A 13678-nucleotide genomic window follows, 5' to 3' on the forward strand; every position below is an offset into this window, starting at 1 on the left:
TAAAAAACAATTAAAAAATATGAGAATTTTAGCTATTGATGTTGGAACCGGAACCCAAGACATAATGATTTACAATACTGAAAAAGAACTAGAAAATTCAATTAAACTAGTTTTACCATCTCCCCACTTATTTATTTCCCAGCAAATCAGGGAACTTGAAAATGATATCTATTTTGAAGGAGAAATAATGGGAGGAGGAAAAATAAAAAAAAGTATTCTTGAACATATGGAAAAAGGATACAATGTAGTTATGGAACCAGTATGTGCTAAAACAATACGTGATGACTTAGAACAAGTAAAATCTTATGGAATAGAAATAGCTGATGAATCAAAAGACTACAGTGATTATACAAAAATCAAAATGGGTGACATTAACATAACAAAATTATCCGAATTTTTACTCGGATACGATTTAGAGTTTGATTTTGATAAAATTACAATAGCTGTACAAGACCACGGATTTAATGAAAATATGGGTGACAGAGACTTCAGATTTGAAAAAATCAGAGAAAAAATATCTGAACCAATATCTCCATTAGAATTTGGATTTACAGACAATTTACCTGAATATTACACTAGAATGAATGCAGTGAGAAGAATTGTCAAAAATGAAGGAATAGATGAAGTTCCAATGTTGATGGATACAAAATTCGCATCAATAGCAGGAATGTGCTTCGATGAAATTGTCGAAAAATTAGAGAGTTATATTGTAATTGACATAGGAAATGGTCACACCACTGCAGCATCAATTGAAAATGGAAAAATTCAAGGAGTATTTGAACATCACACCTCCAGTTTAACCGGAGAATCTCTTGAAAGATACCTCAAAAGATTAGCTGAAGGAACTATAACAAATGAAGAGGTATACAATGACCATGGACATGGTGCACATGTTTTAAACCCAATATCCAAAATTGAAAAAGTGATTGTAAGTGGACCAAAAAGAGAATTGATTGAAAAAACAAATCTTGACTGGCATCATGCGGCTCCAGGTGGAGATGTAATGATGACCGGTACAGTCGGTTTGATAAAAACAATACTTGGTTGATTCATATGCTTAAGATGGATTCACACATTCACAGTGAATACTCACCTGACTCACATTCCAAAATTGATGATATACTAAAAGTAGCTAAAAATAAGAAAATTGACATAATAGCTATAAGCGATCACAATACAATAGATGGAACCAGCGAAGTTTTAAGAAAAACAAGGAATACAGATATACTTGCAATTCCATCAATTGAAATCTCTTCAACCCAAGGCCATATTCTTGGTTTTGGGTGTGAGGAAAACATACCTAAAGGCTTATCCCCTGCAGAAACAATAGACAAAATTCATGATTTAGCAGGGCTTGCAATAATCCCTCATCCATATTGCTTTTACAGACATGGATTATTGTGTGAAAGTGAAAATGAAAATTTGAAAATTGATGCAATAGAAACAAAAAATGCAAGATTCATTATTGGGTACTGCAATAGAAAAGCAAAAAAGTTATCTATAAAAAAAAGTCTGCCAGCATTAGGTGCAAGTGATTCACATTACTGGAAATTCGTTGGTGATTGTTATAGTTTAATAAATTGTGAAAAAGATATTGACAGTGTCTTAAAAGCCATTGCGAAAGGAAATGTCGAAGCACATGGTAAAGGTACTTCAAATATTTTGCTTTCAAAATACTTATTTGAGAAAAATGTATTAATGAAATTTAAATAAAAAGAGCAATTATTCACTCTTTTCAATTAAAATTTCAATAATAGATACATTTGTTTTTTCGTTGTTATAGTTTTCAATTTCTTCAGTAGAAATTTTAATATCTGTAACATCGGAATCAGGAACAAACCTATTTCTAACTATTTCAGCAGCATCTACAGCACGACTGATAGCTTTTCCCCTAGCCCTGAGAACAACACTATTAGATCCTTCATTGAATTGGGTAACGACTGCTAAAACATAGTTCATTACAGGTTTGCTTCCAACAAAAATTGTATTATTCTCCATTTAAAGTCACCGTAATAATATTTGTTATTGATGTATATAAAATTTTACATAATCATTGATTAATAATAGAAAAATATATTGATAATTTATAAAACAACTTAGTTATAAAATGAACAAAAAAATAAACAATGAACTATTACATACTGAATTAAAAAAAATATAAAAAAATTAGAAAAAAATTAGAAAAAAATTGAAAATTTTTAAATTGACCTTTTGATTAATAATAATTTATTAATTGAATCCAAAACAGCCAAAATACTTGCCATCACAATATCCTGATTAGTGGAACGACCGGTTGATTTGTTTCCATCAGGATCAGAAGTAATAACAAACACTTCCGCCAACGCATCAGTACCACCATTAACAGCTTCCAAGTTATATTCTTCCAATTCAATATCCATTGTATCCTGAATTAACTCACGAATAGCATTCAAAGCAGCATCAACTGGTCCAACACCTGTACTTGCAGTTTCCTTTTCAACACCATCAATTTCCAATTTAACTGTAGCTGTTGGAGAAACATTAGCACCCATTGAAATACTTAAACCTTTAATGACAATTGGAGTTTCACGTGCAGAAGCAAGTTCAGTAATAGCAATAGCTATCAAATCATCATCAGTAACACATTTACCACTATCACCTAATGATTTAATATTCTTAAATACTTTATTAAACTGTTCTTCATCCAAATCAATGTGATGTTCTTTTAATTTTGCACGAACAGCATTAGCCCCAGTATGTTTACCTAAAACAATTCTACGGGAATGACCAACCATTTCAGGAGACATCGGTTCATAAGTAGATGCATTGTTTAAAATTCCATGAACATGAATTCCAGATTCATGAGCAAAAGCATTATCTCCTACAATAGGTTTATTGACAGGCATCTTAACCCCAGTTAGACGTCCAACCAAATTAGATAAACTGTATAATCTGGTAGTATCCAATCCTAAATCTACATTATATGCAGATTTAAGAGCCATTACGAATTCTTCAAGTGAACAGTTACCAGTTCTCTCACCTAACCCATTGATGGTTACATGAGCCTGATTAGCACCGCATTCAATTGCAGTTAATGTATTAGCAGTAGCAAGACCAAAATCGTTGTGGAAATGAACGCTAATAGGTGTCTTGAAATTATTTTTAATATCAGTAATTAACTCATGAGTAACAATAGGAGTCAAAACACCAACTGTATCGGGAACATCCAAAAAGTCTGCACCAGCACTTACAACTTCATTAAATATTTCAAACAGATAATCCCTTTCAGTTCTTGTTGCATCTTCTGCTGAAAATTCAACGGTAAGGCCATGATCCTTAGCATATTCAACACCTTTTACAGCAGATTCAATAATTTCCTCTTTTGATTTTTTAAGCTTATAATCGCGATGCAATGGGGAAGTACCAATGAAAGTATGAACATAATCTAAATCTGCATCAATAACTGCATCAATATCATTTTTCAAAGAACGAGCCAAACCAACAAGAGTAGAATCTAAATCTCTAGCTTTAATAGCTTTTGAAGCTTCCATTTCACCAGCAGATGATGCTGGAAAGCCAACTTCAATTTTATCTACACCCAAATTGTTTAGTTTTTGTGCAATTTGAATCTTTTCGTCAACAGTTAATGCAACTCCAGGAGTCTGCTCACCATCCCTTAAGGTGGTATCGAAAATATAAATTTTTTCAGCAAGATTCATATTTTCCTTCTTTAAAATTTCCATATCTTTAACACTCATAGTATTACTTCCCTAATACTAAATGATTTAAAACTAAATATTATATAAATTTTTCATTAAAAAAAAGAAAAGATAGAAATTATTTTCTACCTTTAACTTTACGAACAATTACAATAGCCAAAACAATGACAACAATCAATACAGCTATTGAAAGATACATTTGTGTTGAAGCTGGTACTTCATGTTTATCAATATTTAAGGAATAAACATTACCAGAATCATCACCAAACATCAAACTATTTCCATTGATTACAGGTGATGAAGTAATAGCTGAATTAAATAAAACTGTTCCTGGATTGTAGGTAAACTCTTCACTTCCAGTGTATTTATTTAAAACATACAAATTACCATTATTGGAACCAAATACAACCAGATCATTCTTGATTGCAGGAGTTGATTGAATCTTATCGCCAACAGAATGACTCCATTTAACAGTTCCATCACGGTTATCAATACAGGTCAAGTTACCTTCATCTGAACCAATGAAAATATTATTGTCATGTTTATCAACAGCAGGAGAGGAAATAACTTTATTGTTTAAATCAACTTTCCAATTTAAAGCTCCATCAGATTCATTCAAACAATAGAAAGAACCATCGTTTGAACCAAATACAATAGTATCATTTATGAAACTAGGTGAAGATAATATTGCATCTCCTGTTGTAAATTCCCAGTTTTTATCCTTGTCAGTACCTATACTGTACAATTTACCATTGGTAGATCCAATGTAAATATTCTTATCAACTACTATTGGAGATGATTTAAGTTCACCATCCAATTTTTTATTTAAGACGACTTTACCATCATCTTCATCAAGACCATATAAATGACCATCATTGCTTCCAAAGTAAACAACATCCTTATAAACCACAGGAGTGGATTCTACATCATCACAGTCATAATCCCAGATGACTTCATGAGTATTGGTATTAATAGCTTTAATACCATCTTCTGTTCCGATGAATAATTTGTTTGAGTTAATTACTGGTGATGAATTAGTTTCACCCTCCAAATCAATATCCCAATCTTCTTCGCCAGTTTCCATATCAATAGCTTTTAAAATACCTTGAGTTGAAGCTACATAAAGAAAGTCCTTGTAAATCGCAGGAGAAGAATGAATTGGAGATTCCATATTAAAAGTCCAAAGATTAGTTACAAAGTCTGAAGTGTCTTCTCTGTATGCATTATGGTCAGTTCCCCCTGCAAATGAATTCCAATTTTCAGCAGCAATTGGAGAAATTACCAAAAGACAAATTAATATTCCTATAAATAATTTTTTATACATTTTAAACCCCCTAAACATCCCTATTAAATCTTTTAACACCTAAAATAAAGAATAATGCAGTAAATCCTAAAAGTACAGCTAAATCTAGCCACACATCACCTAAAGTTTGACCCTTAAGCATTACTCCTCTCATTGCATCATTCAAATAAGTGAGAGGGAAGATGTATGCGATTTTCTGTAAAATCCATGGCATTGTTTCGATTGGATAGAATACTCCAGAAATAAACATCATAGGCATTGAAAATGGCATTACCAGCTGCACATAATCCTCTTGAGTGGATGTCCTTGCAGACAGCATCATTCCAAACCCAACAAAACACAATCCTCCAACAACTAAGACAAGGAATGTTTGAAGTACACCTCCTTTGATGCTAACATGGAACAACAATATAGCCATTAAGATTAATATTATAGCTCTTACGAGTTCAATTAATAATTTGGCTACAATCTTACCACCTATTACAGTTGAAACAGATGTCGGAGTCATGAATAATCTTGCAAGCTCTCCGGTTTCACGTTCACCTGCAATGGTTGCTCCCATACCCATCATACAACTCATCATCAAGGTCATTCCTAAAACAGCAGGAACTAAAAAGTCAATATACTTAATATTTCCATAGATTCTGTTGATATGTAAGCTTATATCATCTTTAAAGTTGTTAAATGAATGAGATAATGATTGGTCAACATCCGCACTTTGATTAGTAACACTGGTTTGTGAAGCTACTATATTTGATAATCTAGAGAAAATTGCCTGTGTGGAAGAATCCAATATTTGAGCAGCCATTTGATCGGAAGAATCCAAATACAGAGTAACGGCTTTCTGTTGAGACGAATTATCATCATAATCAGATGGCAGTATAATAGCTGCTTTTACTTCACCTGAATCTACCAGCTCTTTACCCTCATCCAAATCGTCAATAACCTCAACTACCTTATAAGTCTCAGTTGTTTTTATTGTATCTAATGTTAAATCAGTTAAATCACCATGACTTTGAGAAACAACAACTATCGGCAAGTCTGTCATTTCTCCACCCATCCCATAACCAAAAAGTAAAATCATGATTATAGGAAATGCAATAATTGAAATTAATCTACCAGGATGTCTTTTAAGGCTAAGTAATTCCTTTTTAATCATCCACCAGAATTTTTTAAACTCTAGCATTTTCATCCACCTCAGCAGTTGATTTAATGAAGACGTCTTCAAGTGAAGGCTCTTCAGTGTAAATTGACTTGATTATCCCACCATAAGCATTAATATCATTTAAGACATTTTGAACAGCCATATCATCATAGCTATCAATTCTTAAGTTGATACGTCCATTATGAGCAATTTCAATACTATTTACATTAGTAGATTTTTTGATTGCTTCAATAATCGCTTCATTTTGATTCTTCAAAAGTATGGACATTTTTCTTAAACTAAGATTTTCCATATCTTCTTTAGTTGAAGTAGAAACTTTATTTTCAGCAGAAATCTTACCTAATGCTTCAGTCATTTCTTTCCTATTGCTTTCCAAAAGAGAATCTTTAAGACCTTGTGGTGTATCATATGCCACTAAATTACCAGTATTTATAATTCCAACATTATCACAAAGCATATCAACTTCATGCATGTCATGTGAACATAAAATAATAGTATGGCCTTCATCGTTTAAATCACGAATCAAATCCCATAATGTACGTTTAGTAGTAGGATCAAGACCAATAGTAGGTTCATCCAAAAACAAGATATCCGGCCTATGGACCAAACTAGCTACAAGAGAAGCTTTTTGTTTTTGACCTCCAGATAACTGACCAACACATTTATCCTTAGCATACTTAATGTCCACTAATTCCATTAAATCTTCAATACGAGAATCTCTTTCATCAGAAGGAATTCCATAATAATCTGCACACATCTGTGAATTTTCCATTACTGTCAAATCCTTATACAAACTGACTTGCTGAGGAACCATACCCAAAAGATTTCTAACCTCATCAGGGTTCTTTTTAACATCATAGCCCCCAACAGTAGCTTGACCTGATGTTGGCTGTATCAAACAAGTAAGCATTTTAATGGTAGTTGTTTTACCAGCACCATTTGGACCCAACATTCCAAAAATACTCTTATTAGGAATCTCTAAATTAAGAGAATTAACCGCAGTGAAGTTACCATAAACTTTGGTAAGATCTTTAGTTTCAATCGCGTTTTTCATTGAGTTCAACTCCCATATCACCATAAAAAGCAATCCAAGCAGGATTTTTTGAAATAAAATTAAGAGAAAAACTAATTTTGTCAAGAATATTTAATCCCTTCTCAGTAATAGAATAGTATTTTACTCTCTTGTTATTTTCATTAATATCCCATTCTCCAATGATCAATCCTTCTTCTTCCATCATTCTCAAAATTGGATATACTTTACTTGAAGTAATTTTAATATAATGATTAATATTTTCAAAGTCAAAAAACTCTTCTAACTTCTTCATAATTCCATAACCATGAATTTTCTCTTTTGAAATAATCCATAGTATTATATTACGAGTTAATCCATTAGCAAAATGTTTTAAAAACTTTGCTTGATATTTATCATGACATTTTTCTTCTGTCATATTTCACCATATGTAAAAATTTGATATATGTTAATATTTATTATATGAATTGAAGTAATATATAAACATGAAGTTAGGTTTTACAACACTTGCACTATTCATGGAAGACAATAACAAAATAATCAATCTAGCAAAACAACATGGATTTGAAATGATTGAAATTCTTGGAGAGAGTCCATTCTATGAAAAAGATAAAGGAGAATTCAAGGACTGCGGAATAGATATGAGAATTCATGCAGCAACAGTAGACATCAATATTGCAAGTCTAAATACTGGAATAAGAGCAGAAAGTGTAAGGCAAATGATTGAATGTGGCCATTATGCAGAAAAAATAAATGCAAATACAATTACAGTTCATCCAGGAATAATTGGACGTAACGAACCGCATCTCAGAAAATGGGCTCTTGAAATTGCAGTCGAAAGCATTGGAGAAATCATCGACAATACAAATGTTGAAGTATCAGTTGAAAACATGCCAGTTCGTGGTAAATTTCTTGGAAACATGGTTGAAGAAATTGAAATGATCCAGGAAGAAACAGGTTGCAGCCTTACAATTGATACCGGGCATGGAAACACATGTGGAAACTTAGAAGAAATGTTAAGTTTAAAAAACATTAGCTATTGCCATTTAAATGATAATGATGGTGTAAAAGACCAGCATATTGCAATTGGTAATGGTACACTTGATTTAAACTTACTTAAAAAGATTGATACCGCAATAATTGAGTTAAATGACTTTAATAACATTTTAAAGAGTAAAAAAGTTATTGAAAACTTATAAATTATTATTTTTTTAAAGGTTATTAGTTATAACTTATAACTTATAATATATAAATCAAATAAAAAATATAAATTACCAGTTATAACTTTTAAGTTAAAATAGTAAAAAATAAAAGTTAAAAGTCAATCATTGTAACTTCAAAAATATCATCAATAACATGGTCAGTTTTACCCATAATCTTAGGAGATACCTCTTCCTGCTGTTCTATAGTTAATACACTAACATCAGCATTTTTAAAAGCAAGCAAGTCATTAATACCATCTCCAACCATCATGACTTTATAGCCAGCATCCTTTAATATAGAGACGACTTCACATTTTCCCCTTGTTGAAACAGTCCCAAATGCATTATCCTCAGGAATATCAATCAGATTAGCAAGTCTGTTAATAGCTCCTTTCCTATCACCTGAAGCAATGAATATTTCAACTCCACGTGATTTTAAAGTTTCGACAGTTTCAAAAACTTTTGGAAACAACATCCCCGCTGATGTGATAGTATAAGCAATAACTCCCAAATCCATATCAACAATCAATGCAGATCCATTACATAGTTCCATTCTCGGAACTTTTTCCCTCAATATATCAAAACCATCAGTGATATCTGATACTGTAGATGATTTCTCATTATCAATTACATCTTTAACTTCCGCCTTTGAAACAGGATTTGTTGAAAAGCTAATATCAAAATCAATATCATATTCACGAATAACATCTGAAATTAAAGTATTTTGATCTAAATCCAATAATTTATTTGTATTATATTGAAGTACAACTAAAGCTAATGCATCTGCAGCATCAATTAACTCCAATGAATTAACATCCGTGAATAAATCACCATTTAAAACATCTTTAATAACCCTATACCTCTCAATCAATGTTCCTGAGTTATCAAATACGACAGCTTTTTTCATGATTAAATATAGTAAAAAAATAATATTTAAAATTATTTAAAAAAAACAAGTATATAAACCTTAAAAAATAAAATAATAATATTATAAATTACGATTATTCAGGTGTTTTAATGAACGTTATTGAAAAGTTAAACTCCATAAAAAGTGGAGAAATAACAGCTAAAGAAAATGTAGAAAACTTCATTAAAGTTATTGATGAAAATAACGAAAGCATTAATGCATTTATTGAATTGAATTATGAAAATGCATTAAAACAGGCAGAAGCTATTGATGAAAAAATTGCTAACTGTGAAGATGTTGGTGCTTTAGCTGGATTAGTATTTGGTATTAAAGCAAACATTAATGTTGAAGATTTAGTTATTTCCGCAGCTTCAAAAACTTTAGAAAATTATCTCGGAAGTTACAATGCAACTGTTGTCAAAGAAATTTTAGCAGAAGACGGAATTATCATCGGTATTTTAAATATGGATGAATTTGCAGCAGGAAGTTCAACTGAAACTTCATACTACGGACCTACACAAAACCCAGCAGCTATGGGAAGAATTCCTGGAGGTTCCTCTGGAGGATGTGCAGCAGCAATTGCAGGCAAAATGTGTGATATTTCAATTGGATCCGATACTGGTGGTTCCATCAGAAACCCAGCATCCCATTGTGGTGTAGTAGGATTTAAACCAACATACGGTGCAGTTTCAAGACAAGGATTACTTGACTTATCCATGAGTTTAGACCAAATCGGACCTCTTGCAAATGATGTAAGTGGTATTGCCCTTGCATTGAATACTATTGCTAAATACGATGAAACCGAATGTACCACTTTAAATTGGGATAAACCTGACTTTACTAGTGTATTGGATGATACTAGCTTAGAAGGAATGAAAATTGCAGTATGTAAAGAATTCATTGACGTAACCGATGATGAAATTAACAAAACTGTAAACCAAGCAATCAATAAATTAGTTGAAGCTGGTGCTGAACTTGTTGAAGTAAGCTTTGACTACATTGACTTATGTTTACCAACCTATTACTTAATTAACTATGTAGAATTCTTCTCTGCAACCAGAAAATACGATGGAAGAGAATACGGTTCAAGAATCGAAGAAGTATGTGGAGATGAAGTACTCAGAAGAATTAAAATAGGTTCCCACATTGCAGAAGCTGAATTTAGTGGTAAATACTACAAACAAGCATTAAAAGCTAGATCAGTAATCAGATCTGAAATCACTTCAATGCTTGAAAATGTGGATTTAATTGTAGGACCAACCGTACCTAAACTTCCTCACGAAATTGGTGCTGAATTAGAACCAATGGAAATGTATGCTTACGATATTTTAACAGTAATTGCTAACTTAGCAGGTATTCCTGCAGCAAGCATAAAAGCTGGTGAAGTAGACGGTATTCCAGTAGGATTACAATTACAAGCAAAACCATTAGATGACTTAAAAATTATTAAAGCTATGAGTGTTTTCGAAAACACTCAATAAACTCTTTTTTTCTTAATCTATTTTACAAATAGTATATTTTACACTTGAAATTCACCTCTATAATTTTATATCTATAAAGATACAATAGATTATCAAGAGGTTATTTTATGACAAGAATTGGACTTGTTTATGTTAGTGGAGCTGTTCCAGGATTTGAAGATTTTGGAAACTTGCCAACTGATATCGTTAAAGAGAATGGACTTGTTGATGGACTTAAAGCTAGTGATGAACTAGATGCATTGATTATTCCTGGAGGAACATTAATTGAATCCAATGACATCAATATGGACTTAAATAATGAAATTAAAAAGATAGCTCGTGACGGAAAACCTATTGTTGGAATATGTGCAGGTTTTCAGTTATTGTCAAATCAAATTGATATTGGTAGAAAATCACCAGTACCAATAATTAAGGAAGGTCTTGGATTAATTGACGTTAATTTTTCACCATTAATTACAAGTGACCGTGTAAAAGCAAAAGTATTTGACAACTCTTTTTTAGTAAAAGACCAGACAGAAGATGTTACCGGTTTCCACACACATACATACGGTAAGGTTGAAGGAAATGCAAAACCATTATTCTATTCACAAGTCCAAAGAATGAATTACGGCGATACTAACAAAGGTGGAGAATATAATATCTTCTCAGGTGCATGCAATGATGACGGCAATGTAATCGGTACCATGATTCACGGAATATTAGACGAAAATCCAGTTCTTGTAAAAAATCTGTTGGAACAAATAGATGCAAAAAATATTGATGACATATACAGTAGAAACAATAATGTAAAAAAAATATTACAAAGTGAAGTTGGGATTAACACAAACATTAAAGTTCCAAAACTTGAAAATAAACCTAAAAAACCTAAATATATAATGATCGGAAGTAACGGTTCAGATTCAGGTAAAACATTCATTGTAACAGGACTTGCAGGTGCTTTAAGAAGAAAAGGATATAAAGTTGCACTCCTTAAAGTGGGTCCAGATGTACGTGACATCATCCCAGGATTATATTTGACAAAAGGAAAAATGGAAGAATATTCATCAATAAAAATTGGACATCTAGGATGGAGTGATATCAAGTCTACAATATCAAAACTCAACACTTCAGACTATGATATTGTTTTAATTGAAGGTGTAATGAGCGTATTTACCGGTCTTTTAAATGAAAAAGTACCATTCTCAGCTGCGGAAATTGCAATGTCTTCAAAAATACCAATGATATTAGCTTCAGGAGTTAACAAAGGAGGAATAGAATCTGCTGCAGTTGATTTAGTTTCTCATGCCAACATGCTTGAAAAATTCGGAATTCCAGTAGAAGCAATATTGCTCAATAAAGTATACAATGATGATATTTTCAACGAAGTGGTTCCTTACATCAAAAACAATACAAATGTTGATACCGTGTTGAAATTGCCTAAACTAAGATCAGGAGACATGAGAGGATTTATCCCAGAAGTTGAAATAAGATACGAATTATTTGCAACACATTCAATGGAACTTATTGAAAATAATTTAGATATTGATAAAATAATTAACATGGCGCGTGAAGTTGAATTCGAAAAAATATACTCATTCGATGAAATTAAAAGCAAAATGATATAATGGCTCTTAATCTAAGTCCTGAAACCGGAGTAAAACTCACAAAAAAAGATAAATCCCATGTATTAAAAAAAATGAAACAGGGATGGAAAGCAACCTGCCTTATTCCGGATTACATTTTTGATAGTGAAGGCAATATCCAAATAGGATTAGATAAAAATCGAAGGAATATAAAAACAGTGAAAATCCTAAATGATGGAATTCATATTGAAAACGCATTGAAAAGTAAAACATTGCGAGTAAAATGGGAAAAAATAACTTCAATTACAAAATCAAAAGAAATTAAAGATGCTTTAGAAATTAGAATGAAAGATGGGAGATATATTGCTTTTGGAATTTACAATTCATATAAACTCCAGCAAATAACCCAATTCATTGCAAATTATATTGCAGAAAAAGCTAATGAAAGAAATTAGCTTATTCTTCTAAATATTTATTAATGATGTCTTCACCTTTAAGTAAGACCAATCCGTTTTCTTCTGCGAATTTACGAGCATCAGCAACGGAAGTAGCTTGTCCAGTTTCACTGTCCATCATTTCACAAACTACACATACAGGAGTAACACCAGCCATTTCACATAAAGCGAGACCTATTTCTGTGTGTCCTCTTCTATTTTTAACAAGTCCGTCTGCTCCTCTTAAAAGACATACGTGACCAGGTGATCTGAAAGTAGATCCGAATTCATCAAATCTTCCTTCTTTCATCATTATTGCACATTCTCTGATAGTCATTGCCCTATCATGATCAGTTACACCAGTGAATGATTTTCTGTGGTTTACCCAAATTGAAAATGAGGATCTTTCATCGTATGGAATGTCATTTGGTGCAAGTTCTGCTAATTCAGGATATTTTTCACTTGCAGCGTCCATAATGTCTACCATGAAAGGTAATTTGATTTCATCACAGAAATCAGAGTGTATACAATTACAGATTAATCCACCTGCATTGTCTCTCATTGTAGCAATGGATTTAGGGGTTACAAATTCGGAAGCGATAATCATATCAACTTCTCCTTCCCTATCATCATCATCAAAAACTAGTACGAATTCTCCATTTCTAATAGCTTCTAAAGCTTTATCTAAGTTTGTTTCTTGATTCATAGTAATATCTCCTTTATAATACTAGAACCAGGGCTAAAAATAACTAATTATTTATTTCTTCTCTTTCATCCGGACTGTAACCGTCGGTTTTGGAATCTCACCAAATCAACACAAAATTGTGCTCATGGACTTATTTTATCATAAAACTCACCACCGGTGGAGAATTTCACTCCGCCCTGAGAACGTACTT

At 32.1% G+C, this 13678-nt stretch carries 14 protein-coding genes and 1 riboswitch; of the genes, 6 read left to right on the top strand and 8 right to left on the bottom strand.

Going from position 1 to position 13678, the window contains the following annotated elements; translation table 11 throughout:
• Positions 1-19: 19 nt before the first annotated feature.
• Entirely contained in the window at positions 20-1048 is a 1029-nt protein-coding gene (locus tag MR875_00855) for a DUF1786 domain-containing protein (GenBank protein MCI6993402.1), read from the top strand.
• 5 nt (positions 1049-1053) lie between these two features.
• On the top strand, positions 1054-1713 hold the full coding sequence (locus MR875_00860) for a PHP domain-containing protein (protein ID MCI6993403.1): 660 nt from the start codon (positions 1054-1056) through the stop codon (positions 1711-1713).
• 9 nt (positions 1714-1722) lie between these two features.
• Here the strand turns inward: MR875_00860 and albA are convergent, their stop codons facing one another.
• The 6 genes from albA to MR875_00890 all read right to left on the bottom strand — a co-directional run bounded on the left by albA (position 1723) and on the right by MR875_00890 (position 7614).
• Positions 1723-1998, bottom strand: a complete 276-nt coding sequence (albA, locus tag MR875_00865) for a DNA-binding protein Alba (GenBank protein MCI6993404.1) — start codon at positions 1996-1998, stop codon at positions 1723-1725.
• A gap of 200 nt (positions 1999-2198) precedes the next feature.
• Positions 2199-3737: a 2-isopropylmalate synthase gene (locus MR875_00870; protein ID MCI6993405.1), complete on the bottom strand. Its 1539-nt coding sequence runs from the start codon at positions 3735-3737 to the stop codon at positions 2199-2201.
• Positions 3738-3816: 79 nt separating this feature from the next.
• Positions 3817-5022 carry a PQQ-binding-like beta-propeller repeat protein gene (locus MR875_00875; GenBank protein MCI6993406.1) on the bottom strand — a complete coding sequence of 402 codons (1206 nt, stop codon included), beginning with the start codon at positions 5020-5022 and terminating at the stop codon, positions 3817-3819.
• 10 nt (positions 5023-5032) lie between these two features.
• Entirely contained in the window at positions 5033-6187 is a 1155-nt protein-coding gene (locus tag MR875_00880; protein MCI6993407.1) for an ABC transporter permease, read from the bottom strand.
• Complete coding sequence (locus MR875_00885) at positions 6174-7220, bottom strand: ATP-binding cassette domain-containing protein (protein MCI6993408.1); 1047 nt, start codon at positions 7218-7220, stop codon at positions 6174-6176. The genes MR875_00880 and MR875_00885 overlap by 14 nt, the downstream gene beginning before the upstream one ends.
• Positions 7204-7614 carry a PadR family transcriptional regulator gene (locus MR875_00890; protein MCI6993409.1) on the bottom strand — a complete coding sequence of 137 codons (411 nt, stop codon included), beginning with the start codon at positions 7612-7614 and terminating at the stop codon, positions 7204-7206. Before MR875_00890 ends, MR875_00885 begins: the two co-directional genes overlap by 17 nt.
• 67 nt (positions 7615-7681) lie before the next feature.
• Here MR875_00890 and MR875_00895 point away from each other — a divergent pair, with 67 nt between their 5' ends.
• Positions 7682-8395, top strand: a complete 714-nt coding sequence (locus tag MR875_00895; GenBank protein MCI6993410.1) for a sugar phosphate isomerase/epimerase — start codon at positions 7682-7684, stop codon at positions 8393-8395.
• A gap of 115 nt (positions 8396-8510) precedes the next feature.
• Here the strand turns inward: MR875_00895 and MR875_00900 are convergent, their stop codons facing one another.
• Positions 8511-9305 carry an HAD family hydrolase gene (locus MR875_00900; GenBank protein MCI6993411.1) on the bottom strand — a complete coding sequence of 265 codons (795 nt, stop codon included), beginning with the start codon at positions 9303-9305 and terminating at the stop codon, positions 8511-8513.
• A 110-nt stretch (positions 9306-9415) separates the two neighbouring features.
• On the opposite strand from MR875_00900, the gene gatA reads away from it, so the two are divergent.
• From gatA to MR875_00915, 3 genes are all read left to right on the top strand, one after another.
• On the top strand, positions 9416-10786 hold the full coding sequence (gene gatA / locus MR875_00905; protein ID MCI6993412.1) for an Asp-tRNA(Asn)/Glu-tRNA(Gln) amidotransferase subunit GatA: 1371 nt from the start codon (positions 9416-9418) through the stop codon (positions 10784-10786).
• Between the two features lie 107 nt (positions 10787-10893).
• Positions 10894-12390, top strand: coding sequence for a DJ-1/PfpI family protein (locus tag MR875_00910; protein ID MCI6993413.1), 1497 nt, complete (start codon positions 10894-10896; stop codon positions 12388-12390).
• Positions 12390-12803 (top strand): hypothetical protein, encoded by a 414-nt coding sequence (locus MR875_00915; protein ID MCI6993414.1) that lies wholly within the window; start codon positions 12390-12392, stop codon positions 12801-12803. The genes MR875_00910 and MR875_00915 overlap by 1 nt, the downstream gene beginning before the upstream one ends.
• A gap of 1 nt (position 12804) precedes the next feature.
• Here the strand turns inward: MR875_00915 and ribB are convergent, their stop codons facing one another.
• Entirely contained in the window at positions 12805-13488 is a 684-nt protein-coding gene (gene ribB / locus MR875_00920; protein MCI6993415.1) for a 3,4-dihydroxy-2-butanone-4-phosphate synthase, read from the bottom strand.
• Positions 13489-13541: 53 nt separating this feature from the next.
• Positions 13542-13676, bottom strand: a riboswitch (FMN riboswitch).
• Between the last annotated feature and the right edge of the window lie 2 nt (positions 13677-13678).

Source organism: Methanobrevibacter sp. (assembly GCA_022775905.1).
Classification (GTDB): Archaea; Methanobacteriota; Methanobacteria; order Methanobacteriales; family Methanobacteriaceae; genus Methanocatella.

Bases quoted from the DNA above. Each gene is read 5' to 3' on its own strand.
- MR875_00855 (MCI6993402.1), top strand. From the start codon at position 20: ATGAGAATTTTAGCTATTGATGTTGGAACCGGAACCCAAGACATAATG.
- MR875_00860 (MCI6993403.1), top strand. From the start codon at position 1,054: ATGCTTAAGATGGATTCACACATTCACAGTGAATACTCACCTGACTCA.
- albA (MCI6993404.1), bottom strand. From the start codon at position 1,998: ATGGAGAATAATACAATTTTTGTTGGAAGCAAACCTGTAATGAACTAT.
- MR875_00870 (MCI6993405.1), bottom strand. From the start codon at position 3,737: ATGAGTGTTAAAGATATGGAAATTTTAAAGAAGGAAAATATGAATCTT.
- MR875_00875 (MCI6993406.1), bottom strand. From the start codon at position 5,022: ATGTATAAAAAATTATTTATAGGAATATTAATTTGTCTTTTGGTAATT.
- MR875_00880 (MCI6993407.1), bottom strand. From the start codon at position 6,187: ATGCTAGAGTTTAAAAAATTCTGGTGGATGATTAAAAAGGAATTACTT.
- MR875_00885 (MCI6993408.1), bottom strand. From the start codon at position 7,220: ATGAAAAACGCGATTGAAACTAAAGATCTTACCAAAGTTTATGGTAAC.
- MR875_00890 (MCI6993409.1), bottom strand. From the start codon at position 7,614: ATGACAGAAGAAAAATGTCATGATAAATATCAAGCAAAGTTTTTAAAA.
- MR875_00895 (MCI6993410.1), top strand. From the start codon at position 7,682: ATGAAGTTAGGTTTTACAACACTTGCACTATTCATGGAAGACAATAAC.
- MR875_00900 (MCI6993411.1), bottom strand. From the start codon at position 9,305: ATGAAAAAAGCTGTCGTATTTGATAACTCAGGAACATTGATTGAGAGG.
- gatA (MCI6993412.1), top strand. From the start codon at position 9,416: ATGAACGTTATTGAAAAGTTAAACTCCATAAAAAGTGGAGAAATAACA.
- MR875_00910 (MCI6993413.1), top strand. From the start codon at position 10,894: ATGACAAGAATTGGACTTGTTTATGTTAGTGGAGCTGTTCCAGGATTT.
- MR875_00915 (MCI6993414.1), top strand. From the start codon at position 12,390: ATGGCTCTTAATCTAAGTCCTGAAACCGGAGTAAAACTCACAAAAAAA.
- ribB (MCI6993415.1), bottom strand. From the start codon at position 13,488: ATGAATCAAGAAACAAACTTAGATAAAGCTTTAGAAGCTATTAGAAAT.